Raw genomic sequence first — 26,732 nt, forward strand, 5'->3', positions numbered from 1 at the left:
AATTTAGCTTGAGTGCTTAAATGTGTTACCATGTCAAAAAAATATTTGATCACCTCCGCTTTGCCTTATGCCAATGGTGCCCTTCACCTGGGCCACCTGGCTGGCGCTTATTTGCCTGCTGACATCTACGTGCGTTACCTGCGGATGCTCGGCAAGGAGGTGGTATGGGTATGTGGCTCGGACGAACACGGCGCCGCCATCACCATTAAGGCCAAAAAAGAAGGCACCAGCCCACAGGAAATCATCGATAAGTACCATACGCTGAATAAGGCTACTTTTGAAAAACTGGGCATCTCCTTCGACATTTACCACCGCACCAGTGAGCCAATTCACCACAAAACTTCTCAGGATTTTTTCCTGCGTTTGCACGAAAAAGGGGACGAGTTTGAAGAGCATTTTATTGAGCAATACTACGACGAGGACTACAATCAATTCCTGGCCGATCGCTACATCATCGGAACTTGCCCCAAATGTGGACACCCGGAAGCCTTTGGCGACCAGTGTGAAAACTGTGGCTCTGACCTTTCACCCCTGGAACTGATCAATCCCCGCTCGACCCTCAGCGGCAAAACACCCGTTCTGAAAGAAACCAAACACTGGTACTTCAAACTCGATAACCACACCGAGTGGCTGAAGCAGTGGGTTGAAACTGGAGTACTCGACGGCAAACAACACCACGACCCCAAAACCTGGAAAAACCACGTATTGGGTCAATGCCTATCCTGGCTGGATGGAGGTTTACATCCTCGTTCCATTACCCGGGACCTGGATTGGGGTATCCCCGTGCCGCTTCCCGAAGGCAAGGGAAAGGTCTTGTACGTGTGGTTTGACGCGCCGATTGGCTACATCTCCGCCACCAAGCAATGGGCGCTGGACAATGGCAAAAATTGGGAGGAATATTGGAAAGGGGACGATGTGGAATTGATCCATTTTATTGGCAAAGACAACATCGTTTTCCACTGCATCATTTTCCCGGCCATGCTCAAGGCGCACGGCGAATTTGCCCTGCCCAAAAACGTGCCAGCCAACCAATTCCTGAATTTTGAAGGGCAAAAATTCTCCAAATCCAGAGGTTGGGGCATCGAACAGCACGACTACCTCGAAGAGTTTGCAGATTTTCCCAATAAAGAAGATGCACTGCGCTACGCGCTGCTGCGCAACATGCCCGAAAACCGCGACGCGGATTTCAAATGGGACGACTTTGTGGACTACCACGACAAAGAACTGGCCGACAACTTGGGCAACTTTGTCAACCGGGTGATTACCCTGACCCACAAGTATTTTGGTGGCCAAGTACCGGAACTAAAAATCGACCTCCAGGACAAACTGGCTGAAGTCACTGCCTTGGTGCAGCGCTTCAGCGAGGAGTTGGAGGCCTTTAGTTTCAAAGCAGCCAGTCAAACCTTTTTGGAGATTTCTACCTACGGCAATACCTACTTGCAGGATGTATCGCCCTGGAACATTTACAAAGAAAATCCCGATAGCCCGGTCATCCGCGAGTGTATGTTCATATGCTTGCAGATCGTGGGTATATTGAGCCTGGCGGCGCATCCCTTTATTCCCTTCACCTCGCCACGTTTCCGCAAGCTGATTGGTTTGCCAGAGGTGCAAAATGGGGATTGGGCGGAGTTGTTGCACAAACTGGAAAACGGCCTTGCCATTGTGCCTGCTGGACACCAGGTTGGAGAAGCGGAGGTGTTGTTTCCCAAAATCAACGATCGTCGCGATACAAGTCGCCTGGAGATCGTAAACCGCCAAAAGGACAAACTGGCGGCGATTTTGGCTGCCGAAGCGGAAAGAATTAAAAATGCGCCTGCTGCTCAGGATTTAAAAACAACCGAAGTGACCAATACTGAACTGCCTGCTTTGAAAGAAGTGATTCAATACGAGGATTTTGCCAAAATTGACCTGCGGGTGGGCACCATCCTTTCTGCCGAACGAGTACCAAAGGCAGACAAATTGCTAAAATTGCAAATTGACCTGGGTTTTGAGGAGCGGACGATTGTTTCCGGGATTGCGGAGCACTTTAGTCCGGAGGAATTGCCGGGGAAACAGGTGGTGGTTGTGGCGAATTTGGCACCGCGTAAATTGCGGGGGATCGAGTCGAATGGGATGATCCTGAGCGCGGAGGAACCGGATGGAAGATTGCGTTTGGTGAGCCCGGCGGTAGGGGTGAGCAACGGTAGCATTGTGAAATAAATGCAGGCATTTATTTCACTTACCCACGAATAAATTCATGGGGTGAGGCGGTAGGGTAGCCTCCCACGGATATAACCCACGATTTAAATCGTGGGATTCCCGTGGGTTGGCGGAGTATGGAGTTATCCCAAAACCCTCACCCCCGCCAGATCCTCATCCATAAACAGCAAATTCATCTCCGCATCATACACCGCATTGAAGGCAAACGGCTTTTCTTCCATTAAATATTGATAAACGGTAAAATCGGTTGGAGGGGTGGGCACATTCGGGACATCCGCAAAAGCAATCCATTCCAAATCACCCTCCGGGCAAGGAGGGGGTGGGATAAAATCAATATCCGCAATATAGATGTTGCACTGCCAATTGTAATCTATCGGCGAAGATTCCATCAGGCAACCGCCGTATTTTAATTTTTCTACTTCCAGTCCCGTTTCTTCTTTTAATTCCCGGTGGGCGGCAGTCCGCGGGTCTTCAAAGGGCTCCAATTTCCCACCCACCGGCAGATAGCTACCTACATAAGGTGGCTTGATGCGTTTGAGCAAAAGGAAGTGTTGTTGATGGCGCAAGATGACCATGGAACAAGCGCGTTTAAGGCCGAGTGGAAAAGACATAGCAATTCGAATTGAAAGGTTTTCACCAAATAAACAGTTATTCCTGCAAAAGTTTTTTGTTGATCCAAAAAAGATCGACCCTTTCATCGTGCCCTAAGCACTGTGTTCTCTTTGTTTTTCGGTTGAAAGGGAGTAAATGAAAAAGTTGAGAATATTTTACCTTACTCTTTTGATTTATTGCGTAAAGCATTTTATCTTTGCACCCTAATTCAAAAATTGAAAAAGGAGTTTGCCATGAAAAAAGATATCCATCCGCAAAGTTACCGTACGGTGGTATTCAAAGATTTCTCTTGCGATGAATCTTGGTTGGGCCGTTCTTGTGCTCCTAGCCGCGATAGCGTTGTTTGGGAAGATGGCACTGAATATCCGCTGATTAAGTTGGAAATTTCCAGCGCATCACACCCATTCTTCACCGGTAAGATGAAGTTTGTAGATACTGCGGGCCGTATTGACAAGTTCAATAAGAAATTTGCCAAATTCGTTCAGAAGCCGTAAATCACTGCACATTTGATTACGGTAAAAAAAGTCCCAATCAGGTTTGGTTGGGACTTTTTTTTTAATTTTCGGGCAAACTTTTAAATCGCCTATGTGGCACGTCATTCTTTTTGACAGTGAAGTTCGCGAACAATTGCTTCCACTCACTTTTACCCGACCTGTAGGTGCCCTACGCGTAGGTGCACTGACTATACAAGAAAAATGGAAGCAGTGGCTCAACGCGAAGGTTTCCTTTATTACCCAAGATTATCTTGCCAGTAAATTCCCGATCGAATACGGTGACGAAAACATTGTCATCAACGGCTCCGTGATGCCCTCGGATCGTTTGATCCGCCTGATTCGGCAAATGGAGTTCAACGAGGCCTACCTCAAAGGTGAGGAGTTGATTGTGGCCAAACTGGATCGGGAACAGTTGGAAAAACTCATCCACGATGAGGACATCGACCAACTGCACGTATACGATATCGAAGACACACCTTTTTTAAAAATAGACCACCCCTGGGATATTTTCACGCAAAACGCTGAGGCACTGGAGGAAGACTTCCAATTGCTTACCCAGGGACGTGAATCCCAGCCCATTTCTGACAGCAACCGCATCGTTGGCGATCCCAGCCGCATCTTTCTGGAAGAAGGTGCCGTGGTGGAAGGAGCTAGCCTCAATGTAATCGATGGTCCCATCTACGTCGGCAAAAATGCCGAAATCATGGAGGGCAGCCTCATTCGGGGCGGTTTGGCATTGGGTGAACATGCACAAGTCAAAATGGGCACGCGCCTCTACGGCAGCAATACCTTCGGCCCCTGGACCAGAGTAGGTGGAGAAGTAAACAATTCAGTCATCCAAGGCTACAGCAATAAAGCCCACGATGGTTATCTGGGCAACTCGGTCATTGGGGAATGGTGCAATATCGGTGCCGCCACCAATACCTCCAACCTCAAAAACACCTACGAAGAAGTACGAATCTGGAATTATCCCGCTGGTCAGTTTTTACCCTCTGGCATCAAATTTTGTGGGGTCATCATGGGCGATCACGCAAAAATTGGCATCAACTCCATGCTCAATACGGGTACGGTGATCGGGGTAGGTGCCAATATTTTTGGGGCGGGATTCCCCCGCGCTTTTGTGCCCTCTTTTTCCTGGGGCGGGGCGGCAGGTTTTACAACCTTCCAACTGGACAAAGCCTTTGAAACCGCCGAAGCCATGATGCAGCGCCGAGGCAAGGAATTTGACATTTCCGAACGCCTGATTTTGCTGCGCACCTTTGAGGATAGCTCCAAATACCGCAATTGGGAAAAATAAGCACATGCACATTCCTGCTTGGAAAAGGTACCTGAGTTATCTGGTGGAAATTCACCTGGAAAGTGCCTCGAGCGAGTACAACCCTCACCTCTATGTAAGCATGCGCCGGGGGCGCTATCAACTGAGTACGGCTCATGCCGTGTATTCCTTCGAAGATTTGTATACCAACTTTGCCCGTGCTTTTGAGCAATGCAAATTGGAAGAGCTGCCAGGAAAAGAAGCATTGGTGCTGGGCCTGGGCCTGGGCAGTATTCCTTACATCCTGGAGAAAAAACAGGGACTGGATTTCCACATCACCGCCGTGGAAATTGACGAGGTCATCATCGACCTGGCCTACCGCTATACTTTAGCCGATTTAGAATCACCCATCGATATGATTTGTACCGATGCGGAAATTTTTGTGTCGAGCACCTACCAAAAGTACGACCTGATCTGTATGGACGTTTTTTTGGACGATCAGATCCCTGGGCCTTTCCAGCAAATTGAATTTTTGGAGCAATTGCGTGATTTATTGACTCCGGGTGGGCTGTTGCTCTTCAATATCTTGGCTTTGCGCAAGGCGGATCGGAAAAAAGCAGAACGTTTTTTTGGACAGGTGTTTAAAGCAGTATTTCCCCAAGGGACTTTTATTGAGGTGGAGTTCAATTGGATTTTGGTGAATGATCGTGAGATGTTGCGCTGAGCGTATCCTGAGGTGAATCCTTAAGTGCCTTAGGTTTCTTAGGTGGTGAATAATTTTTTTTAACCACCTAAGAAACCTAAGGCACTTAAGGACTCACCTCAGGAATGATATGCCATAGGCGTTTGCAAGTACCGAAATCTACCTCCACCTCTCCACAAACTCCCGCATCACCGCCACAAACCTCGTCGGCTGCTCATAATGCGGTGAATGCCCACACTTTTCAAACTCAACCTTCATTTTTCGATCCGGTGCCGTTCCCAAGGTATTGTAAGCAAAGCTGGCCAACTCCACTGGTAAGGTTGGATCGTCTTTTCCCCACAACACTAATGCCGGGATGTTGATGCGCCGCAATTCAGGTCGAAAATCCAGCCCATCCGCAAAACGAGCGTCCACTTTATTGGTAAAATAAGCCAAAGAGTAGGGCGAACGCAGCAGCAGTTTGCCGTAATTGATCTGGTTGGTATCGGCCAGGGCTGCGGCGTTGAAGCTGGTGTCCAGAGCTGCCGCAAAAATGTACGGCTCCTTGTCAGAATACACGGGGGCGGGGTGCGCCTGGTACCAATCGACGACGTATTGCCAAAATTCAGGGTCCTTGCCTTCGGCTATTTTAGCGGGAACCCGCTCCAGCGTCCAGTTTTTGACCGATTGAACCTCCAGTGAATCAAACACCGAACCATCTACATCGATCCAGCCTTGTATTTTTTGCTGGTTGTTGTTGCGGCCCAGCCAGGCTGCACTCAGCCCGCCGCCCCAGCTGTGGCCCAGCATGAACAATTTGGGCTCATTAAACTGCTGGCGCACAAAATCGACCACCACATCTACATCCTCCACAAATTGATCGATGCTCAAAGTCGATTTTTTGGGATCGCCCTGAGAAAGACCCGAAAAACGCTGATCCCAGTATACTACGGCGTAGTCTTTTTCCAGTTCGGCAAAACTTTTGGTTATCGCAAATTCATGGCCGGATGAGCCAGGGCCTCCGTGTACCGTGATCAAAAAAACGCCGGATTCCAGGTTGCCTTTGACCCACACCGGCATGGCTGCCCCTTTGTGGCGAATGAAATAATAATTGCCCTCGCTGAGGAATTCTGATTTTTCGCAGGCAAAGAGGCTGACGGCCAGTAATGCCATCCAAAGTAACTTTTTCATAATTAGAGGTTTGGAGCTTGTTTGAGTTCTTAGTTGATGCGGTGAATGAATCCAGCTTGCAGCGCCACATGAGGCAGAGCGAGATTGTTGAACGGCAGTTGCCAAAAAACCTTCGGGCGGAAATAGATCAAATTGGCACTAGTATCATCTTTGCTCAGGTTGTAGCCGATGCCCAAGGTCACCGAAGGCATGATGTCCAGATTGGCGAAAGCCGAGGCCCGGCGGATGTTGCCATTTTCATCGCGTTGGAAAACTCCATCGCCATTGTAAAAACTCAACAGGGTACCTAGACCCAGGTATTGCTCAGTAAAAAAGCCCGAAGTCCGGTAGCGACGCAGGCCAGCGTGTACATCCATAAATACTCCCGTGTGGTTGCGGGCATGTACGTAGGCACCTAGATCGGCGCGGAAGAGAGTGGATACTTTTTTGGACTGGGTTTTTTCCAGTTCCAAGTGAGCGACCAATCCGGGATGGGTGGCCGTTTCACCAAAATAACCCAGCCCCAGGTTGAGGCTTTTTTGAGCCATCAGGCTCGAAGTACTCAAGAAAATTAGTAAGCTTAAAGTACTCCAGCAAGATAAATTCTTCATCAGAACAGTTTGAAAGGGTGAAAAATGCAGTAAACATTTGTGCCCCTATTGACTGGGAAGTTGAAGATGGGGTGGCAGAAAATCTGGCTGCTTTGGCCGAAGTAGAAGGCATTTGGGCTGAAGTAGATAAAAAAGGGGCTGAAGTATGTATGCTAAATGCGAACTATTCCCATAAAAGTTTGTGTAATTTGTGCTGAAAATCCACAACGTGCAGACCCGGCCCTATCCCGATATTTGGATACGTATTATTGGCTCCATTTTTCTGGCCCATTTCATCAAAACGCTTGGGTATTCCGAGAGTTTGTGGGAAATTGTAATGGAGCCCGGTTATTTTTTAGAGGTGTTGATTGGTGCCTTGATCAATTTTGGGGTATGGAGCCTTGTTCGTTGGGTCAGCATCCGTTTAGATGCCCATTACGATTGGTTGGAAACCTCAATGTTGCGCACTTTTTTGCAGGCCACTTTGGGTTTCGTGGTGCCCGTATTGCTTTCCTTTTTTGCGATGTATTTCTTCTTTATCTACGTTGCCGGGGACAATATCTTTAATTCGAGTTGGTTGTATGTAGAATACCGGGTGGTTCTTTTTTTCCTGGCGATGATGAATTGTTTTTATTTGGCTTATTATTTTTATCAACGTTTCAGGCAAATGGAATCTACATTCCAGACGCTACAGCATAAACCAGTGGAACCTCTGACTATGGCAATTGCACCTGCTGCCAGCAATACCACTCCCATCATTATTGCCACCAAAGGCAGCCGCCAGGTGCCTGTACCCGTTGAAGAGATTGCTTATTGTTTTTTGCAGGATGACATCTATTACCTCAAAACCTACGATGAGCAACAATTGATGACCAATGAAACACTGGATGAGTTGGCCAACCTGCTACCCGCTAGTCAGTTTTTCCGCATCAATCGACAGATTCTGGCCAACGCCAAAGCTTGTGCCTCCTTTCGCAGCATCGCCAACGGCAAACTGGAAGTAATGCTCCAGCCCAGTATGGCTGAATCCGCCACGGTCAGTCAAAAGAAAGCGGCTGCCTTTAAAAGCTGGCTAGTCAATCGTTGATTTTTGGCTTGCGTCGACTCAGCAGCAACACATTGCTCACCTTACGTTCGCCGTATTCATCAAAAACCTTGTCGTCACAAGGCATGTTGACAATGCCCGTTTTGGTAGTTCCATCAATCCATAGCGTAGTAGAGCCGCCGCCGTCCAGGTTGATGGCTTCTACACAACCCAGCGCTGCCATCAGTTGGCTCAGCTCGTACAGGCTCATTCCCGCGGCTTCTTTGGCACGCCCGTCTACGGTAATCCACAAAATTTCTCCACTGCGGGTGATGCCCAAGGCGCTGCGCGGGTGGCGAGTGGTATTGAATAAACGAGCAGGTAACTGGATTTTTTTCCCCTCGTGGATGAGCAAAGGCCCGGTCACCATCACATTGTCTTCAGTCAACAAGCGTTTTTCCCAACCCTTGATGCTGTCTCCTTTGACGATTTGCACCTGATTGTTTTTGATCAGAATAGCACTGCGTTGGTGTTCTGCCAAAACCTTACCGGAAGGCCGGGTGGTATCCAGGGTCACCCCATCGATCCGCATCAAATCAACCGAGCCACCGTTTTTAACATCAAAAAAAGTGCCGTTTAAAGCTGCCAAAGCTTTTGCTTGTTGGCCTTGGGTGCTGGTCGGAATTAGGGATTTACCGCCTGAACCAAAGGCAAGATTTAAGGGGCGGTGTCCCTTTTTAATGCGCAGGATATTGATGTTTTGGTTGGCATGAAACAACTCTGCATTGGCAAAATGATGCTGTTCCCATTTGGCCCTTGGGGCAATTTTTTGCGGATGCCAATCCGTTTTTTTAAGCAAAAGCTGGACGCTATCTATTTGTGCAAATATGATTTGTGGCAAAGCGATTAAAAGAGTCAACAAGCGAATCATCATCGGTCAGTTGCAAGAGTTCTAAAATATTTTGTACTTTTCACCTATAAAACATCAGCAGAACGTATCGAGTTATGGATCAAATCAGCATTCACAGCGATAAAGGTGAGATTAAACTGCGTAAAAGTAAAGCTTTGGTCGGGTTAAAAATGACTCAATCGCGGGGGCTTTTGGAGCCAGATTACATCAACAAAGAATTGCACCAAAGCCTGGGCGGCTTCAAAGTGGTGGAATTGAGCATTGAAGATACCAACGTCAACGATAAACTGGATGAGGTACGCGGCAGGGATGAGGTAGAAGTAGGCACCCATGTCTATTATCCAGAAAACAGCGATCGGCCTTTGATCGCTACCGGTGAAATTTTCATCACTTACCACGAGGGTGTCAGTGACGAAGAACAAATGCTTGCCTTGGATGAATACAACTTAGAATTGGTAGAGCGCCGCGAGCCCAACGTTCTGGTAGCCCGCGTGACGGCCAATTCCCCCAACCCCATCAAAACCGCAGGCTTATTACAAGAAAGTTGCCTCGTGAAAAACGCCCAACCAGACATCGATACCGTTCTGGATCAATACTTTTTGCCTACCGACAACTTGATGGGCAGTATGTGGCACCTGCAAAACAATGGCTTTGTACCCGATGCCAACGTTCAACTGCGCCGAGGCATCGATGCCAAAGTGGTAGCGGCCTGGCGCAAATTGGGCAGCCTCGGTTCACCCAATATCAATATTGCCGTGGTGGACAATGGGTTTGACCTGACCCACCCCGACCTCAAAAACAAGGTGATCAAACCCTTTGACTTCTGGAACAATACTCCCCAGGTACTCCAGGGCGATGCTCGTTACACCCACGGCACTCCTTGTGCCAGTGTGGCCTTGGCCGCTTCGAATGGGGTAGGTATGGTGGGCTCAGCGCCCAATGCCCGCTTTATTCCGATCAGTGGCACTTCCTTTACTGTGCGCACCACCGAGTCGATTTTTAACTATTGCGTCAACAACGGCGCCGATATCATCAGTTGCAGTTGGGGTTCTACCGATCGCAACTACCAATTGAATGCCGAAAAACAACAAATCATCGCCAATGCCGCTCGCCGTGGTCGGAATGGACGTGGCTGTGTGATCCTATATGCTGTTGGCAACGATAGTTTGAACTACGTCAATTTCTACGCGCAACACCCGGACGTAATTGCCGTGGGTGCTTGTACCAGCCAGGGTGTTCATGCACCCTATTCCAATACCGGGATGGAAGTGACCGTGTGCGCACCTTCCAATGGCGATTGGCCGATTATTGCGGCCCGTGCCTGGTGGGATCAGGGCGATCCACGTGAACAGGGTGAAAGAAGGTATTGGATCGATGGTTATAGTCGGGGCAATCAGTACAAACATTTTGGAGGTACCTCATCGGCTACGCCTCTCGTAGCAGGTATTTGTGCCCTGATGTTGACGGCCAACCCAGATTTAACTGCCCGCGAGGTAAAGCAAATTTTGATCCAAACTGCTGATAAAATTGGCAATCCCGGTGAATACATCAATGGCCATTCGCGCAAATATGGCTATGGGATGGTCAACGCTGAACGCGCCGTGGCCGAAGCCCTGCGCCGCAGAGGTATCTCGACCCCAACACCAATGCCTACTAATCCACAACCACAGCCGAATCCACAACCACAACCCCGGCCAACTACACAACCACAAACCCAACCAGTGAGTTCAGGTGGCGGCTCTAGCGTATTTGAGGTCAATGTCAACCAAAAGCCTAGCTCCGGTTGGGGGGTACAAGTTGGCGTATACAGCAATTACGATAACGTACTGTCACTCGTCGCCAAGTTGAAACAACAATTTGGACAACCCGTATTTGTGGTCGTGTCCAATCAAAATGGCCGCCAGCTCTATAAGGTAGTGGTAGGTGCTTACGCCAACATCAACGAAGCCAGCATCATGCAAAGTCGTTTGGCGCAGGCAGGATATCAGGGCTTTGTGAAAAATCTAGCAGACGTTTAATATGGTTCTTGCAATTGATATTGGCAACAGCAACGTGGTGGTCGCATTACACGATGGCAATTCCTGGTCGCAGGTTTGGCGCATACCCACCATTACAGAAGCCGAAGCAGCGCTTTTTTATGAAAAACGCTTGTCAGATTTGTTGATGGAAGCGGGGGTATTGCTGGGGCCCCGACCCAGGGTGGTGGTGAGCAGTGTAGTGCCCCAATTGACCCCATCCTTTTTGCGCCTTGCTGAACATCTCTTTGGCCAGCCAGCCCTAAAAGTAGCTCCACCGATTTACCCTAAGTTGAAATTACAAATTGACCGCCCCAATGAAATTGGCACCGACCTGTTGGCCAATGCAGTGGCGGCGCATCATTTGTACCAGCAAGATTGCATCATCGTGGATTTTGGGACCGCGCTTACTTTTACCACGGTCACCGGAGAAGGGCATATCTTAGGAGTAGCCATTGCCCCGGGCTTAAAAACAGCCATTGCTTCATTGTTTCAAAAAACCGCCCAATTGCCCGAAGTGCCCCTTACTTTGCCTGAAACGCCAATTGGAAAAAACACCGAACACGCCATTCAAAGCGGCATTTTGATTGGCTATGTAGGTTTGGTGCGGCACATGTTGGCTGAAATCCGCCGCGAGGTAGGGGAGCAGTACATCGCGGTAGCTACCGGGGGCTTGTCTTCCATTCTTACTCCCTTGCAAGCAGATTTTAACCACATTGACCCGATGTTGACTTTGGAAGGACTGCGCATCATTGCTGAAACCCAGCGTAGCGAATAGCATATGAAAAACCTACAACTTTATCCATCCTCTATTCCTGAAGTCAGTGTCCTAACTGCCACGTTCAACCGCGAAAAACTGCTGCCAACTTGTATCGAATCGGTTATTGCACAAACGTACAACAACTGGGAGCACCTCATTATTGATGACGGCAGCAGCGACGAGACTTTGCAAGTAGTCCAAAAATACCTGCTTGCCGATGCTCGCATCCGCTATAGCCGGCACAGCAATCGGGGGCAATCCCTGAGCCTGAACGTGGCAATAATGATGGCGGCGGGCGAATATGTGTGTATCCTGGATTCGGACGACTATTACCTGCCCAATCACATCGAGAGCCGACTTCAGTATTTAAAAGCCCATCCCGAAGTAGATTTTTTACACGGGGGAATTGTCGTAATTGGCGATGAATTCGTAGTAGATACAACAGACCCCAGCCGAAGAATAAACCTGAATGATTGCAGCGTAAACGGTAGTTTTTTTGGCAAAACGGCAGTCTTCAGGGCGGTTGGTGGGTATCGCAATATAGCGTTTGGAAACGATACCGATCTCTTCGCCAGAATTGAGAAACAACGTTTTTCCATGCAAAAATTAACCGAACCTGAGTACAAAACGATGGTGTATTGTAGAACGGAGGATAGCATCACTGTACAATTTGAAAAAAATTTGAAGACTTGATTCTCACTTATGCACGAGCAAGCGCTGCACCTGCACATCCAGGGACAAGTACAAGGTGTAGGATTTCGTCCCTTTGTTTACCGCCTGGCGCTGGAAATGGGGCTCAAAGGCTGGGTCAACAATGGAGTGGATGGGGTGCACATTGAGGTGTATGGAGCGGAAGGCACCCTTCAGCAGTTTGCCCAGCGGATCGTAGCCGAAGCACCTGCCCTGGCCCGCATCACCGCCGTTCATCAGCAAATTTTAGCAGCTCAAACCTTTCCCGATTTCAGGATCATTGCCAGTGAAAACCTTAGCACCCCTCAATTGTTGCTGACTCCCGATTTTGGCTTGTGTGCCGATTGTAAAAGTGAACTGCACCAAGCCCAAAACTTTCGCTACAAGTACGCCTTCATCACTTGCACCAATTGTGGGCCACGTTATTCCATCATTACGGGTTTGCCTTACGATCGGCCACTGACCACCATGCGGGATTTTCCGATGTGTCCCAATTGCCAGGCGGAATACGACGATCCACTGAATCGGCGCTATTATGCGCAGACCAATTCTTGCCCAGCCTGTGGCATCCAGTTGCAATATGTTGAGGGTGAAAACGATACATCGGAAAACAATGAAGTAGCCTTACAAACTGCCATCGCAGCATTGAACGCCGGAAAAATAGTCGCAGTGAAAGGCATCGGTGGCTTTTTGCTTTTGGCGGATGCCACCAATGCCAACACCATCCACTTATTGCGGCAGCGCAAACAACGCCTCAGCAAACCTTTTGCACTGTTGTATCCCGACTTGGAATGCCTGGCATCTGATGTGATTGTATCTTCACAAGCCCCCGCTGCCCTGCAAAGCCCGGTGGCCCCGATTGTGCTTTTACCTCTACAACCGCAGCCAAAAAGCGGTGTTCAAGTTGCCGCTCTTGCACCTGGCCTGCGCCGTTTGGGGGTGATGTTGCCTTATGCGCCTTTGTTGGAGTTGATCAGTACCGCTTTGGGCCGCCCTTTGGTGGCCACCAGTGGCAACCTCAGCCATGCGCCCATTGTGTATACCAATGAGCAAGCTTTGGAACGATTAGGTGGGATTGCCGATGGAATCCTTTTGCATAACCGGGAGATTGTGGTGCCGCAGGACGATACTGTGTTGGCCTTCACGCCGATATCGCAGCAGAAAATTGTAATTCGCCGCTCGCGTGGTTTGGCACCGACCCTGCTTTTGCCCCATTTTCAACCACAAAATGGCCTATTGGCGATGGGCGCACTGCTCAAAAGTACCTTTGCTTTTACCCATCAAAACAACCTGTACTTGTCACAATACCTGGGGGATTTGGAGGATTTTGATACGCAGCAAAATTACCAACACACCCTACAACACTTACTGACTACTCTGCAAATGGAACCCACTTGTATTTTGGTGGACTTACATCCGGCTTATGCTTCCAGTCAATTGGGGCGAGAAATCGCCGAAACTAGGGGTCTGCCCGTCGTAACCATTCAACACCATCTAGCCCATTTTGGCGCCGTTTTAGCAGAGCATGATTTATTGGAACAATCAGAATCTGTGCTCGGGGTTATTTGGGATGGGGTAGGGCTGGGTGGAGATGGCCAGATTTGGGGCGGTGAGTTTTTTATGTACCACAAAAAGCAGTTTGACCGCAAAAGCCATTTTCAATACTTCCCGTATTTTATGGGGGATAAAATGGCCCGCGAACCCCGGCTTGCAGCTTTGGCCATTTTGGGGCCGGATCCGATTCTGGAAGTTAAATTCAGCCCTACGGAATGGGCGAATTATCAAGTGTTGTGGCAGAAAAAACACGTGGTACAGACCTCCAGCATGGGGCGCATTTTTGACGCGGTGGCGGCTTTATTGGGCGTTATGGATGTTCAAACCTATGAAGGGGAAGCGGCTCTGCGACTGGAAGAACTGGCCTGGACGTATTGGCGGGCTGAGCACAACATGCCAGCCCCATATGTATTTGGAGAACACATTTCTACTAAAGGCCTGCTCTTACAAATCTTAGAAGATTTGAAAAATGGACTAGCTGTCAACTTTATTGCCTTCAAATTCCATTGGTCTTTGATTCATCTTATTGATGAGATAGCCAAAGATGTACAAATACAACGCATTGCCTTTTCGGGAGGGGTATGGCAGAATAGCTTACTGGTGGATTTGGCGCTGAGTCAATTGCAAGGGTTTCAGCTTTACTTTCATCAGGAGGTTTCGCCGAACGATGAGGGGATTGCACTGGGGCAGTTGGTGGTGTTTGGGCAGCTGCATAATCCTAAAATAAACGCTCATCAATCATGAAACGACGTCAATTCATCCAAGAGGCCAGCCTACTACTCAGCGCATCTACCTTGCTCACTTCCTGCCAAAAAGAAGCCATGTTTCCCAACAAATCTGTCATCATCATTGGAGCAGGTATCTCTGGCCTAACTGCCGCTAAAACCCTAAACGAACGAGGTTTTCAGGTAACGGTACTCGAAGCCCAGGAAAAAACAGGTGGCCGCCTGCGCAGCAATCGCAGTCTTGGTATTGCCTTTGACGAAGGCGCCAGCTGGATTCATGGCGTCAAGAAAAATCCCATCAGCGATCTGGCTCAAAAAGCGGGCATGAAGACTTTTGAAACGGTAGATGAAAGCCGAAAATCGTACGACGTCGGCGGCGTATTGCGCAGCACTACAGTATATGACGACACTGAAGACAAGTTGTACGAAATACTGGACACCTTGACGAAAAAAGGCAGTGCCACACAGAGTTTCGAAACCGTTTTTAAGCAGCTATACCCCACCTATGCCAACGATCGCCTTTGGAAGTTTTTTCTCTCTACCTATATCACTTTTGATACGGGTGACCTCAATAAGTTATCCTCACTGCTTTACAATGAAGGAGAGGAATTTGGCGGGGTGGAAAAAATTGCCACCAATGGTTACGATACCATCACCAACCATCTGGCTAAGGGACTAAACATCCAGCTGAATCAACGCGTAAGTAAAGTAGATCACAGCGAAACGAAAGTGCAGGTAAGCCACAACGGAAAGATCAGTACTGCCGATTATGTGATTGTAACCGTGCCTTTGGGCGTTTTAAAAAAGAACAGCATACAGTTTATACCCGCATTGCCTACCACCAAACACACGGCTATTCAGAAAGTAGGCATGAATTGTGTGAACAAATTTCTGCTCACCTGGGATCGTGCCTTTTGGGACGACGTACAATTCATTTCTTACACTCCTGAAACCCCTGACAAGTTCAATTACTTTGTCAATGTCAAAAAAATTCATCCCACCGTCAACGCTTTGATGACCTTCGCGTATGCCGAATATGGCCGATCCACGGAATCGATGAGTGATGCCCAGGTGACCAATGAAATCATGGCTCACCTTAAAGACATCTATGGCAACAACATCCCCAATCCGCGCAATTTGCTACGCACCAAATGGGACAGCAACGAAAACAGCTTTGGCGCTTATTCCTACACCGCCGTTGGTACAGAAATGCGGCATTTTGACGATTTGGCAGAAGAAGTCAACGATCGTCTTTTTTTTGCGGGCGAGCATACGGAGATCGATTATTTTTCCACTGCTCATGGTGCGTATTTGAGTGGAATTCGGGAGGCAGAAAAAATCATTGCATTGCAATAATTCACCTTTAACCCACACAATCGACTGTTTTCCAACCTTTGTATAAGCACTTCGATACTAGTGCTGTATTTTTCAGCACAGTTTTTACTGAATTGACCATTCAAAACACCACGACGATGAAATCACTCCCAATCCTGGCAATCTGCCTGATGCTTTGTAGCGGCTTAACCGCTCAAACCCAGGTCGAAAACAGCAAATCTGAATTCGAGCAAATCACCGCTACCCTCATGGATTACATCGAAGGTACCGCCAATGGAGAGCCCGAACGCCTGCGCAAAGCCTTCCACCCCAACTTCAATTTGTACACCGTAACTGCGGACACCCTCATGACGCGTTCCGGAGAAGCTTACATCAAAGGTTTTAAACCAGGAGAAAAAGCCAACCGCATTGGGCGCATCATTTCGATCGATTATGAAAAAGATGCTGCTACCGCCAAAGCTGAAATAGTAGTACCCAATTGGCGGATTTTCACGGACTATTTTTTGCTGATGAAATACCAGGGTTCCTGGAAAATCGTACAAAAAAGTTACACCTGGCGGCCGTACCCCAAACCGGATGAGAAAAAATAGCAATTCAATGTTTCTTATTTGGAAATTTTGAGGGAAAAACGTTTAGGCAACCTCCCTTTTCAACGAGCAAAATCACCAAGAATAGGGACAAAACACTGATTTTTATCATGGTTAGGCAGAATTAGATCGAATAGTATTGTAGCAATATTTAGATCGCTTGTCCATAAATTTTGCCTTCCCTATGAAATACATCAGCGAATACCGTGATGCGGATTTAGTTGCCCAATACCTTGAAGAGATTCGGCATACGGTCACTCGCCCTTGGACCATCATGGAGGTTTGTGGCGGTCAAACCCATAGTCTGGTCAAAAATGGAATTTTGAACCTATTGCCGCCTGAAGTGCAGATGGTGCATGGCCCCGGCTGCCCGGTTTGTGTGACCCCGCTCAATTTGATTGACAAAGCGGCGTACCTGGCTGAAGAAAAAGGGGTAATCCTTTGCTCTTACGGCGACATGATTCGGGTGCCCGGCTCCAAACGCAGTTTGCTGGAATCCAAAGCACGCGGCGCCGATGTCCGGATTTTGTATTCACCCCTGGAAGCCGTCAAGATTGCCCAGGAAAACCCAGACCGAGAGGTGGTCTTTTTTGCCGTAGGTTTTGAAACTACTGCTCCCGCCAATGCCCTTTCGGTCATCCATGCCCAGCGGGCCGGGGTGCCCAATTATTCGATTCTGGCCTCTCACGTGTTGGTTCCACCCGCCATCGAAGCGGTGATGAACGATCCTGATTCCAATATTCAAGGCTTTTTAGCGGCAGGGCACGTCTGTGCCATCATGGGCATCGACGAGTATTTCCCACTGGTAGATCGATTTCAAATTCCGATTGTTGTGACTGGATTTGAACCCGTGGATTTGGTACAAGGCATCCTGATGACTGTTCGCCAATTGGAAAAAGGTGAACATCAGCTGGAAAACCAGTACAGCCGGGTAGTCAAACCCGATGGAAATCCCGAAGCCCAAAAAGTCATCCAGCGCATTTTTACCATTGCAGACCGGGAGTGGCGCGGCATTGGCGTGATTCCTATGAGTGGCTACGAAGTACGCCCGGAATATGTTGCTTATGATGCCAACATCAAGTTCAATGTCAACATCGAAAAGGCAGCGGAAAGTGAGGAATGTATTGCGGGCCTGGTGTTGAAAGGCATCAAAAAGCCGCAGGAATGCCCTCAATTTGGTCGCGGCTGTACCCCTCAGATGCCTTTGGGCGCACCAATGGTATCCAGCGAAGGAGCCTGCGCCGCGTATTACCATTTTTCACAGGCTATGGAAGCAATACCTGCATAACAACGCAATGGAAACACTAAAAATGGAATTGCAATGCCCCATGCCTCAGCTCGATTTTGAGGTGATTACCCTGGGGCATGGCAGCGGAGGGCTGCTCACCAACAAACTGCTGGAGACAGGGGTATTTAACCTGTTGAAAAATGAATACCTGGATCAGCACCACGATGGCGCCACCTTCAGTTTGCAAGGGCCGCTGGCCTTTTCCACGGATAGTTACGTGGTGTCGCCGATCTTTTTTCCTGGAGGCAACATTGGTGAATTGGCAGTCAATGGCACGGTCAATGATTTGGCGATGTGTGGGGCCATTCCACGTTATTTGTCCCTGGCATTTATCCTCGAAGAAGGGCTGATGATGCAGGATTTTTGGGAAATTCTGGTCAGCATCAAGTTTGCCGCCGAGCGCGCTGGCGTCCAAATCGTCACGGGTGATACCAAAGTGGTCGAGCGTGGCAAAGGGGATAAAATTTTCATCAACACCTCTGGCATCGGCACCCTGCACCCACAGGCCCAAATCAGTAAGTCCAGGGTACAGGTAGGTGATCGCATCCTCATCAGTGGCAACATTGCTGCGCATGGCATCGCGATCCTGAGTTTGCGGCAAGGCCTGCAATTCGACAGCGAAATCCAAAGTGATACCGTCAACCTCAACCATACCGTAGCCCGTTTGCTGGATCAGTTTGGCGAAAAAATCCACTTGTTGCACGATCCCACTCGTGGCGGGGTGGCTACAGTGCTCAATGAAATGGCCCGCGATACCCGCCTGGGTGTAGAAATTTGGCAAAAACAACTACCCGTCGCCGAAGACGTTTACGGTGCCTGCGAATTATTGGGCCTCGATCCCTTGTATGTAGCCAATGAAGGTATTTTTATGGCCTTCGTGGCCCCAGAAATAGCGGATGCCGCTTTGGAAATGCTGCGTGCAGATGAAAATGGAGTAGAGGCTGCCATCATCGGTGAGGTAGTCGCCGCGCATCCGAAACAAGTCATTCTGCACAGTTCAATTGGCGGAAAAAGGGTCGTGAACATGCCTTTGGGTGAGCAATTGCCCCGAATTTGTTGAAACTATTCATTTATATCGTTCCCTCACATCAGAGCTAAAATCGACTTTTATGCTTACGCTTCCTTTGTTTTTTGCAGCTGTAGTTGGTTTTGGCCATGCCTTTGAAGTGGATCACTTGTTGGCGGTGAGCAACATTGTGACCCGGCGCAAAACGCTTTGGGAAGCGCTCAAAGATGGGATTTATTGGGGACTTGGGCATACGTCAACCATCCTGATCATTGGCGTTTTGATGATTTTGGCCAAACTGGGCATCTCCGAACAAACCTTTCATTTCTTCGAGGCCGGGGTAGGGGTGATGCTGGTTGTGCTGGGCATCCAACGCATCCGCAAAACCTGGGAACACGAAAAATGGCACGCCGACCAACACCATCACTTGCAAGCGCATGACCATCGTCTGGCTTATGGAGTGGGCCTGGTGCATGGCCTGGCTGGAAGTGGAGCCCTGGTTTTATTGGTCATGACCGAAATCAAAGAGGCCATACCCGCAGTACTCTATCTGCTGGTGTTTGGGCTTGGTTCCATTGCCGGGATGTTGCTGGCTTCGGGGGTGTTTATCCTACCTTTTTCACAAAAACTTGCGGGTGCTGGGGCCTGGCGTTGGCGTTTTACGCTGCTGTCTTCGTTGTTGTGTATGATTGTGGGAGGGAAAGTTATTTGGGAGAATTTGATGGGGGGGTGAGTATTGTCTTTTCAGCTTTTTAAATCAAGGCCATCCAAATGCTACCGAAGAATGGTCGTGTACAACAAGGAGAATCAATACAACCGGAAAGGGCATTTTGCGAGCTTTGAAGCAAAGGTGCCGAATTGGTGGTATGATTGGTTGGATTGAGGGGGGTATTTTTGAGATGCAAGCCAGACCAACGTGGCAGTCCGTTTTTTTTATGATTTCTCGCCTGGTGGAATTCCTAACCTGCATCTAACATCTTGTAACCCGCCGCTTTATCGGCGGGCCTAAACGTATCCCTCCCCTCATATCTATCATCTTTTCCGGAGGCTACATCAAAAAAATCCCCCTGTGCATTGCCTAATTTCAATGGCCTGTGATCAGAACATTGCGCAAATAATGAAGTTGCTTAAAGGTGGAAGCTCTTCTTATGCGGTTAAACAAAGACTATTTACCCCCGATTTTGATTGGGCGGATGATTATTATGCGGTTTCAGTTTCACAATCGCAAGTAGAGATGGTGCGGAATTACCTGAAAAAGCAGGAAGAACACCATCGGAGAAAGACTTTTGAGGAAGAATGTCAGCTTTTTATGGAAAAATATGGATTCATCCGGACGCTGGGCTAAAAGATGATTTGATGCGCGCTCTGGAAAAGATGATAGATGTGAGGGTAGGGGTGTGCCTAATCCCGCCGATTAAGCGGCGGGTTACAAGATGATAGATGCAGAAGTGGGTTGTTTTTAAACTGGAAGCATCACCCAATGACGAGGAGGTAGCGTTGGGGCCAGGCCAATTCCTCATTTGCATAAATTTTAAAAAGAGCTTAGCTTGGGAAAAAACAGCCACATGGAGTTCCAATATATTGTTTCTGATCCTGAAATTTTGAGTGGCAAACCCATCATCAAAGGTAGCCATATCAGTGTGCAGTTGATCCTGGAATGGCTGGCCTCGGGAGCTAGTATCAAAGATATTGTTGAGGAGTTTCCGCACCTGCCTTATGAAGGGGTACAGGAGGCGGTGCTTTATGCTTCACGCTGGATGGAAAATGAGATCATCATTGAGACTAAAGTAAGGGCATAATGATGATTCAGCCCTCTACTTCAACCTCCCCAAAACCTTCACCACCCCCTCATCACTCGGATCCAACTGATTCGCCCTTTCATAGGCCCGAATGGCCGCCGCCCGATCCTGCATTTTAAGGTAATAATCCCCCCAACGGGCAAACACAATCGCCGATTGAGGGTGTTGCTCCTCGGCCAGTTCCAGCAACATTTTTGCTGCCGCAAAATTACCTACCGGTTTGCGATTCAGCAATTCGTAAATTTTGTAGGTGATTTGATACACGTTGAGTTGTTGCGTGCGGATCAGGGCTTTGGCCTCTGGCAGCCTTTGGGCATTGATCAATTCCGTGGGCGTGAACTCGTCGGCGGCCATGCGGAGGATGGGATTCGTTTGGTAAGCCGACTGAAAGGAGCTGGACCGACCTTGCGAATCGAAGCGGAAATGCGCTTTGACATTAAAATCAGTCAGCACAATGCTGTCATTGGCAATGGGGAAACAAGGAATCGGCGAACCAGAGTTGATGACCTGGATCAGATGGTCTCCTTCTCTTTGGAAGGACATCACCTCATCCGGGCCCAGTCGGTAGCGACCTACCACCCGCTCCAGTTCAGCCTTCGTCCATTTGCTCGGCTGAACTGCTGGCGGTAAAAAATTGTGCCAGCCGTAAGTTTGGGCAATGGCCCGGCGAATCTCCTTGCCCAGGCCATTAAAATCGTCTCCCGTGTTGAGCATGATGACTGCGCCGTAGCCTTCGGTAATGTTGCCAATCAGGTAGGCTACGAAACCAGCATTTACCCCCGTGAACTCAAAATAACGCCCTTGCGGATCCTGATTGTCGATGCGCTGGAGTAAAAATGGCCCGACGCCGATTTCTTCCCGAAAACCACCTTCGGATACTTTCGCTACCGGCGTTACCATAGTTTGAGCACTGGCCGGGCTCAGCACTTTTCCCTTCCCCCGCAAAGCTTGTTGGATTTCAATGAGGAACCGGGCCAGATCGCTGGGTGTGGCGTACAAACCTGCGGCGGCTTGCTGAGGATACACGTAGGGCATCCCTTCGTACCAGGATGCGTAGGAGTAACCCCAGGCCGCTTGCGCCTGAAACTTGGAGGGTAGGGGCTGCGCAAAGGTGCTTTGGGGCATGCCCAAGGGCTGGAACAAAACTCGGTCACACAAGGCTTCAAACCGTTCACCACTCACATCCATCAGTGCCATTTGGGCAATCATACTGCCGCCGCCCGAGTAGCGAAACTCCTTTTTTGGCTCGCTGTTGACCACCACGCCCCGACTTTCGGCATTGGGTTGGCCAGATAAAATGTCGAGGATGCTCGGCAGGTTTTTATTGTCAGGGGTGAAGCCAAAATAAGAAGTTTGGGAAGTGCCTGCGGTATGACTCAAAAGCATACGCAGAGTAATCGGCGTTTGGCGGGTGTAGTCATTTTCCGGGATTTTCCAGGATTTGAGGTACTGGTTGATGGGTTCGTCCAGGCTGATTTTTTGCTCCTGGATCAATTGGAAGGCCGCCGCTGCCATCACCAACTTGCTGATGGAACCCGCTGAAAACATCGTTTGGGGAGTAACTGGTGTTTTTTTCAAGGTATCCGCCAAGCCATAACCCTTGGCCCATTCCAGCTTAAAATTGTTGACTACTGCGATGCTGACGCCGGGCACTTTGTAATGCTTCATCCGCTCATAGATATTCCAGGCGGGGAAACCCTGCACGGGCACGTAGGGGATGAGGCCATTTTCGACACTTTTGATACTGGTTTTTACCGAGGCAGCTTGCCCAAATAGTACTACTGAGCAAAGCAGCAAGAGGCTCAGGGAGTTCAATTTTTTTTGCATGTAGCTATTGGATTAAAATGATGCTCAAACCTACAACGAATGGGTTGTGTGGGCGCTTCAAATCATGATTTGGGCGCAAAAGAATAAAGACTATATTGAGTTTTAGTTTTGTTTAAACTTGTTGCGCTTGCAAATTCAGGTTTATCTTTAGGGGGATAAGCTCGATTCTTACATCTGGAGGTAAACACATGCTTATGAAATCAAGAGTACTCACTCCTATCTTTCTCTTTTTTACCATCTCCATTGGTTTGTACCCGCTCGTTTACTTCCTATTTGACATGAGCAATGGTTTGATGAACTCCAAATCTGCGCAGTTATTAGGCAATCGTTTGTGGCAAGTCGGGTTTTACACCCACATTACTTTTGGTGGCTTGGCGCTGTTGAGTGGCTGTACGCAATTTTTATCCAGTTTGCGGCAAAAACACTTGTCTTTGCACCGCAGTTTGGGCAAGGTTTACGTAGCATCGGTCATGTTGAGCGGAGTTGCAGGATTTGGCATCGCCTTTGCCGCCAGTGCTGGGGTTTGGGCACAAATGGGCTTTGCCGCTTTGGGCTTTTTGTGGCTCTACACTACGGCCAAGGCTTTTCTGGCCATTAAAAAGCGAGACATTGCCGAACACCAAAACTGGATGACCCGCAGTTACGCCCTGTGTTTTGGGGCGGTGACCCTGCGTTTGTGGATGCCCCTGTTTTTGGGTGCTTTGGGCATGAGTTTCAGCATCGCTTATCCGATTATTGCCTGGCTCAGTTGGGTGCCTAATTTAGTGGTGGCGGAATTGATCATTAGGCGTGCAAAACCTAGCCTGGCTTAACGAACTTTTTTGCCTTGTTTTTGTATTCTTGCAAAAAGAACCACCATGTCCGCATCCGCAGAAATGCCCTATTTCATCAAACCTTCGCTCAATCTTGACACAGAGGCCAAAAAAGCCGCTTACGAACAAGCCGTAGTAGCCATTGATGCCAATCTGGAGGGAGAAACTGACCGTATTCTCAAAATGGCGACGATCAACTCCGTGCTCAAAACCTATTTACCGTACTACTATTGGGCTGGTTTTTATGTGGTTAAAAATGGCAGGCTTTCGGTAGGGCCCTATCAAGGCACTTTGGGTTGTTTGCACATCGAATTTGGCCGGGGAGTATGTGGCAGAGCGGCGCGCGAGCAAAAAACGCAGTTGGTGGGCGATGTTCATGCGCTGGCGCAAGGCAGCGAGCACATCGCTTGTGATCCGAATTCGGCCTCGGAGATTGTGGTGCCAGTACTTGACGGCAAAGGTGAATTGATCGCAGTATACGATGTGGATAGTACCCAAATCAACTCATTTGATGCACTAGACCAGTTCTATTTGGAAAAAATAATGGAGCGACATTTTCGGCGGGAGGCACTGGATTGAGTAAAGGACAAAAAAAGAGGGAGCAGTTGCCTACTCCCTTTCTTGGTACATTACAGTTAGCCCTTAAAACTGTTTTATATTTCGAGGAAAACAAATTCAAAAAAATGGAGGGGCTTCCAAATCGGCAACTCCCCCCCACACACTATGAAACACTAGATCTTTAATCGGTTGAGATGTTTATCTAATATTCCAATAGCGTGCCAAACTTTGTCGATTTGGATTTTTTTTTAATGTTTTTTAAAAATTTTCTGACAAAAAGATTTTTCCGTTCCACCAGCCCTCTTCAATGATGGCGTCGTTCTTGCGGTAAAAGCGCAGGGCGGGCTCGTTCCAGTCCAAAACTTGCCATTTCACCATGCGGCAACCTTGATTGCGGGCTTCCTCCAGAAAAGCATCAAATAATTTTTGGCCCAAGCCATACCGGCGATGCGTTTCTTTCACCACAAAATCCTCTAAAAAGAGCATTTTGCCCTTCCAGGTGGAATAAGCGACGTAGTACAAAGCCATGCCCACCACCTGATTGTCCATTTCAGCGACGATGGCCTGGAAAACGCTATTGCTAAAATCACGCTCGTACTCCTCAATGGTGGCAATGAATTCTTCTTCAGCTTTTTCATATACGGCCAGATCGCGGACCAAATCGTGGATGGCGTTCAAATCAGCGTGGGTGGCTCTGCGGATGATGATTTCCATATTTTTTTTGATTGAAATTGATTAGACTTGTTGTAATGGGAGCGCTTGAGCTCAAAAATTAGGGATTTTTTTCCTGATTGAGGCTTATTTTTGAGTGCGTAGCAGCGCTACGGACGAGAAAATAAACGAAAAGCAGGGAAAAAAGACCATTTTTGAGCCAAGCAGTCTCCCGTTACAACAAGTCTATCAGACTTGCGCAGTTACAGCAAACAAACTTAATAGGTAATTTTCCCTTTCCAAATCAAAACTGTAAACATGTTCAAACGGATTAAAAAAACCACAACTTTTACACTTTTTTCACTACTGCTACTAAGTGGCTTGTTTTCGGCATGCCAAAAAAAAGAGGTAGCCGATACCATCTTTACCAACGGTAACATTTACACAGTGGATGAAAAAAATCCCAATGCGGAAGCCATCGCGGTCTTGGGCGAACGGATTTTGGCGGTGGGCAGCAATGCCGAAATTGAAAAACTGAAAGGCCCCAATACCAAAACGGTCGATCTCGGAGGCCAGTTCGTCATGCCCGGCTTTATTGAAGGGCACGGGCATTATTCAGGTTTGGGGCAAAGTTTGATCAACTTGAATTTCCTCAAATCCAAAAGTTGGGAGGAAATTGTCCAGGCCGTAGCCGAACGCGCCAAAACCGCCAAACCCGGCGAGTGGATCATTGGTCGCGGCTGGCACCAGGAAAAATGGTCGAGTACGCCCGATCGCAATGTGCTGGGTTATCCCTACCACGATGAACTGAGCAAAGTGGCTCCCAACAACCCCGTCTTGCTCAGCCATGCCAGTGGCCACGGCTTATTTGCCAATGAAAAGGCCATGAATCTGGCGGGCGTGAGCGCCGAAACACCCAGTCCTCTTGGCGGCGAAATTGTACGCGACGACCGAGGCAATGCCATCGGAGTGTTTGAAGAACGCGCCATGCGTGTGATCTACAAAGTGTATCAGGAATACCTAGAAACCTTATCTGAGGAAGACCGCAAAAAACAATGGCTGAAAGGCATTGAACTGGCGCAAAAAGAGTGCCTGGCCAAAGGAATCACCTCATTCCAGGATGCGGGATCCAGTTTTAAAGATCTGGACTGGTACAAAGAATTGGCCGAGGCTGGCAAATTTGATGTGCGCCTCTGGGCGATGATCCGCCATTCCTCCAAAGACATGGAAGGCAAACTCAACAGTTTTCCTTGGATCAACCTGGGCAATCATTATTTTACGGTCAATGGCATCAAGTCGGAAGTGGACGGCGCGTTGGGCTCGTTTGGAGCCTGGTTGCTGCGCTCGTATCAAGATAAAGCTGATTTTGAAGGTCAAAACACCACTTCGGTTGATGAGGTGAAAAAAATTGCGCAAATGGCACGCGAGCACAAACTCCAGCTTTGTGTACACGCCATCGGCGACCGCGCCAACCGCGTTTGCCTCGACATCATGGAGGGCGAATTGAAAAAAGACCCTCAGGGCAAAGAGCTGCGCTGGCGGATCGAACACGCACAACACCTGGACCCTGAGGATATTCCCCGCTTTAAAAAACTGGGCGTAATCGCGGCCATGCAAGCGGTGCATTGCACTTCAGATGCACCTTTTGTGGTCAAACGCCTCGGGGAAGACCGCGCCCGTAAAGGGGCTTATGCCTGGCGCTCACTCCTGGATGCAGGTGCAGTGGTGACCAATGGTACCGATGCTCCGGTAGAAGATGTGGATCCACTACAATCTTTTTACGCTGCGGTAACCCGCAAACGCGCCGATAGTGGCCTGGTTTTTTTCCCTGAACAAAAAATCACTCGCGAAGAGGCGGTGTATTCCTATACCATGGCGAATGCATATTCAGCATTTGAAGAGAAGGACAAAGGCTCGCTGGAAAAAGGCAAGCTGGCGGATTTTGTGGTGCTGGATAAGGACTTGATCAAATGCCAGGACGAGGAGATTCTGGCCACGAAGGTGCTGAAAACTGTGGTTGGGGGGAAGGAGAAGTATAGCAGAAAATAGGCTTGAGGTAATTTGATTATCAATCAATTAAGGCCTTTTTTGATGGTTTTGAGTGAAGAGTTAAGAATACATGACTTAAGACTTTAGAAGTGGGCTACCGCAGCGACTTGTTCGGCCTTTTAGGTCTAAGTCGCTGCGGT

26 protein-coding genes are annotated in these 26,732 nt (G+C 48.6%); 20 read left to right on the forward strand and 6 right to left on the reverse strand.

From position 1 onward, the window contains the following. Nucleotides 1–30: 30 nt before the first annotated feature. Entirely contained in the window at nt 31–2,199 is a 2,169-nt protein-coding gene (metG, locus tag ACEW9O_RS08290) for a methionine--tRNA ligase (RefSeq protein ID WP_373549679.1), read from the forward strand. Nucleotides 2,200–2,321: 122 nt separating this feature from the next. On the opposite strand, the gene ACEW9O_RS08295 is transcribed toward metG, so the two are convergent. After that, nucleotides 2,322–2,810, reverse strand: a complete 489-nt coding sequence (locus tag ACEW9O_RS08295; RefSeq protein WP_373549680.1) for an NUDIX domain-containing protein — start codon at nt 2,808–2,810, stop codon at nt 2,322–2,324. Nucleotides 2,811–3,044: 234 nt separating this feature from the next. Between ACEW9O_RS08295 and ACEW9O_RS08300 the strand changes: the two genes are divergently transcribed. The 3 genes from ACEW9O_RS08300 to ACEW9O_RS08310 all read left to right on the forward strand — a co-directional run bounded on the left by ACEW9O_RS08300 (nt 3,045) and on the right by ACEW9O_RS08310 (nt 5,284). Next, nucleotides 3,045–3,305, forward strand: a complete 261-nt coding sequence (locus ACEW9O_RS08300) for a type B 50S ribosomal protein L31 (protein WP_373549681.1) — start codon at nt 3,045–3,047, stop codon at nt 3,303–3,305. Nucleotides 3,306–3,396: 91 nt separating this feature from the next. Continuing rightward, nucleotides 3,397–4,602: a GlmU family protein gene (locus ACEW9O_RS08305; protein WP_373549682.1), complete on the forward strand. Its 1,206-nt coding sequence runs from the start codon at nt 3,397–3,399 to the stop codon at nt 4,600–4,602. Nucleotides 4,603–4,606: 4 nt separating this feature from the next. Further along, nucleotides 4,607–5,284: a spermidine synthase gene (locus tag ACEW9O_RS08310; RefSeq protein WP_373549683.1), complete on the forward strand. Its 678-nt coding sequence runs from the start codon at nt 4,607–4,609 to the stop codon at nt 5,282–5,284. A 138-nt stretch (nt 5,285–5,422) separates the two neighbouring features. On the opposite strand, the gene ACEW9O_RS08315 is transcribed toward ACEW9O_RS08310, so the two are convergent. Together ACEW9O_RS08315 and ACEW9O_RS08320 are read right to left on the reverse strand one after the other, a co-directional pair. After that, nucleotides 5,423–6,433, reverse strand: a complete 1,011-nt coding sequence (locus tag ACEW9O_RS08315) for an alpha/beta fold hydrolase (protein WP_373549684.1) — start codon at nt 6,431–6,433, stop codon at nt 5,423–5,425. Nucleotides 6,434–6,462: 29 nt separating this feature from the next. Further along, nucleotides 6,463–7,023: a hypothetical protein gene (locus ACEW9O_RS08320; RefSeq protein ID WP_373549685.1), complete on the reverse strand. Its 561-nt coding sequence runs from the start codon at nt 7,021–7,023 to the stop codon at nt 6,463–6,465. 17 nt (nt 7,024–7,040) lie between these two features. On the opposite strand from ACEW9O_RS08320, the gene ACEW9O_RS08325 reads away from it, so the two are divergent. Together ACEW9O_RS08325 and ACEW9O_RS08330 are read left to right on the forward strand one after the other, a co-directional pair. Continuing rightward, nucleotides 7,041–7,220: a hypothetical protein gene (locus ACEW9O_RS08325; RefSeq protein WP_373549686.1), complete on the forward strand. Its 180-nt coding sequence runs from the start codon at nt 7,041–7,043 to the stop codon at nt 7,218–7,220. Next, nucleotides 7,214–8,089, forward strand: a complete 876-nt coding sequence (locus tag ACEW9O_RS08330) for a LytR/AlgR family response regulator transcription factor (RefSeq protein ID WP_373549687.1) — start codon at nt 7,214–7,216, stop codon at nt 8,087–8,089. Before ACEW9O_RS08325 ends, ACEW9O_RS08330 begins: the two co-directional genes overlap by 7 nt. Here the strand turns inward: ACEW9O_RS08330 and ACEW9O_RS08335 are convergent. Continuing rightward, nucleotides 8,079–8,927, reverse strand: coding sequence for a phosphodiester glycosidase family protein (locus tag ACEW9O_RS08335; RefSeq protein WP_373549688.1), 849 nt, complete (start codon nt 8,925–8,927; stop codon nt 8,079–8,081). The genes ACEW9O_RS08330 and ACEW9O_RS08335 overlap by 11 nt on opposite strands. A 104-nt stretch (nt 8,928–9,031) precedes the next feature. Between ACEW9O_RS08335 and ACEW9O_RS08340 the strand changes: the two genes are divergently transcribed. From ACEW9O_RS08340 to ACEW9O_RS08390, 11 genes are all read left to right on the forward strand, one after another. Beyond that, nucleotides 9,032–10,954 carry a S8 family serine peptidase gene (locus tag ACEW9O_RS08340; RefSeq protein ID WP_373549689.1) on the forward strand — a complete coding sequence of 641 codons (1,923 nt, stop codon included), beginning with the start codon at nt 9,032–9,034 and terminating at the stop codon, nt 10,952–10,954. Between the two features lies 1 nt (nt 10,955). After that, a complete protein-coding gene (locus tag ACEW9O_RS08345) occupies nt 10,956–11,729 on the forward strand; it encodes a type III pantothenate kinase (protein WP_373549690.1) in 774 nt (257 codons plus the stop codon). 3 nt (nt 11,730–11,732) lie between these two features. Continuing rightward, entirely contained in the window at nt 11,733–12,404 is a 672-nt protein-coding gene (locus ACEW9O_RS08350; RefSeq protein WP_373549691.1) for a glycosyltransferase family 2 protein, read from the forward strand. 9 nt (nt 12,405–12,413) lie between these two features. Continuing rightward, a complete protein-coding gene (hypF, locus tag ACEW9O_RS08355) occupies nt 12,414–14,699 on the forward strand; it encodes a carbamoyltransferase HypF (RefSeq protein WP_373549692.1) in 2,286 nt (761 codons plus the stop codon). After that, a complete protein-coding gene (locus ACEW9O_RS08360) occupies nt 14,696–16,036 on the forward strand; it encodes a flavin monoamine oxidase family protein (RefSeq protein WP_373549693.1) in 1,341 nt (446 codons plus the stop codon). Before hypF ends, ACEW9O_RS08360 begins: the two co-directional genes overlap by 4 nt. Nucleotides 16,037–16,152: 116 nt before the next feature. Continuing rightward, nucleotides 16,153–16,605 carry a nuclear transport factor 2 family protein gene (locus ACEW9O_RS08365; protein ID WP_373549694.1) on the forward strand — a complete coding sequence of 151 codons (453 nt, stop codon included), beginning with the start codon at nt 16,153–16,155 and terminating at the stop codon, nt 16,603–16,605. A gap of 181 nt (nt 16,606–16,786) precedes the next feature. Continuing rightward, nucleotides 16,787–17,890, forward strand: coding sequence for a hydrogenase formation protein HypD (gene hypD, locus ACEW9O_RS08370; protein WP_373549695.1), 1,104 nt, complete (start codon nt 16,787–16,789; stop codon nt 17,888–17,890). Nucleotides 17,891–17,912: 22 nt separating this feature from the next. Beyond that, nucleotides 17,913–18,950, forward strand: a complete 1,038-nt coding sequence (hypE, locus tag ACEW9O_RS08375; protein WP_373549704.1) for a hydrogenase expression/formation protein HypE — start codon at nt 17,913–17,915, stop codon at nt 18,948–18,950. Nucleotides 18,951–18,999: 49 nt separating this feature from the next. After that, complete coding sequence (locus ACEW9O_RS08380) at nt 19,000–19,629, forward strand: urease accessory protein (RefSeq protein WP_373549696.1); 630 nt, start codon at nt 19,000–19,002, stop codon at nt 19,627–19,629. Between the two features lie 336 nt (nt 19,630–19,965). Beyond that, entirely contained in the window at nt 19,966–20,241 is a 276-nt protein-coding gene (locus ACEW9O_RS08385) for a transposase (RefSeq protein ID WP_373549697.1), read from the forward strand. Nucleotides 20,242–20,461: 220 nt separating this feature from the next. Further along, the gene (locus tag ACEW9O_RS08390; protein WP_373549698.1) at nt 20,462–20,695 is read left to right on the forward strand and encodes a DUF433 domain-containing protein; all 234 of its coding nucleotides are present in this window, start codon (nt 20,462–20,464) and stop codon (nt 20,693–20,695) included. A 15-nt stretch (nt 20,696–20,710) separates the two neighbouring features. On the opposite strand, the gene ACEW9O_RS08395 is transcribed toward ACEW9O_RS08390, so the two are convergent. Beyond that, a complete protein-coding gene (locus ACEW9O_RS08395; RefSeq protein WP_373549699.1) occupies nt 20,711–22,522 on the reverse strand; it encodes a serine hydrolase in 1,812 nt (603 codons plus the stop codon). 194 nt (nt 22,523–22,716) lie between these two features. Here ACEW9O_RS08395 and ACEW9O_RS08400 point away from each other — a divergent pair, with 194 nt between their 5' ends. Beyond that, nucleotides 22,717–23,334: a DUF2306 domain-containing protein gene (locus tag ACEW9O_RS08400; protein ID WP_373549700.1), complete on the forward strand. Its 618-nt coding sequence runs from the start codon at nt 22,717–22,719 to the stop codon at nt 23,332–23,334. A gap of 45 nt (nt 23,335–23,379) precedes the next feature. Beyond that, nucleotides 23,380–23,913 (forward strand): GAF domain-containing protein, encoded by a 534-nt coding sequence (locus ACEW9O_RS08405; RefSeq protein ID WP_373549701.1) that lies wholly within the window; start codon nt 23,380–23,382, stop codon nt 23,911–23,913. Between the two features lie 237 nt (nt 23,914–24,150). Here ACEW9O_RS08405 and ACEW9O_RS08410 read toward each other — a convergent pair whose 3' ends face one another. Continuing rightward, nucleotides 24,151–24,606, reverse strand: a complete 456-nt coding sequence (locus tag ACEW9O_RS08410) for an N-acetyltransferase family protein (protein WP_373549702.1) — start codon at nt 24,604–24,606, stop codon at nt 24,151–24,153. 255 nt (nt 24,607–24,861) lie between these two features. Here ACEW9O_RS08410 and ACEW9O_RS08415 point away from each other — a divergent pair, with 255 nt between their 5' ends. Next, nucleotides 24,862–26,592 (forward strand): amidohydrolase, encoded by a 1,731-nt coding sequence (locus tag ACEW9O_RS08415; RefSeq protein ID WP_373549703.1) that lies wholly within the window; start codon nt 24,862–24,864, stop codon nt 26,590–26,592. Nucleotides 26,593–26,732 lie beyond the last annotated feature (140 nt).

This window comes from Haliscomenobacter sp. (assembly GCF_041740695.1).
In the GTDB taxonomy this organism is placed as follows: Bacteria; Bacteroidota; Bacteroidia; order Chitinophagales; family Saprospiraceae; genus Haliscomenobacter.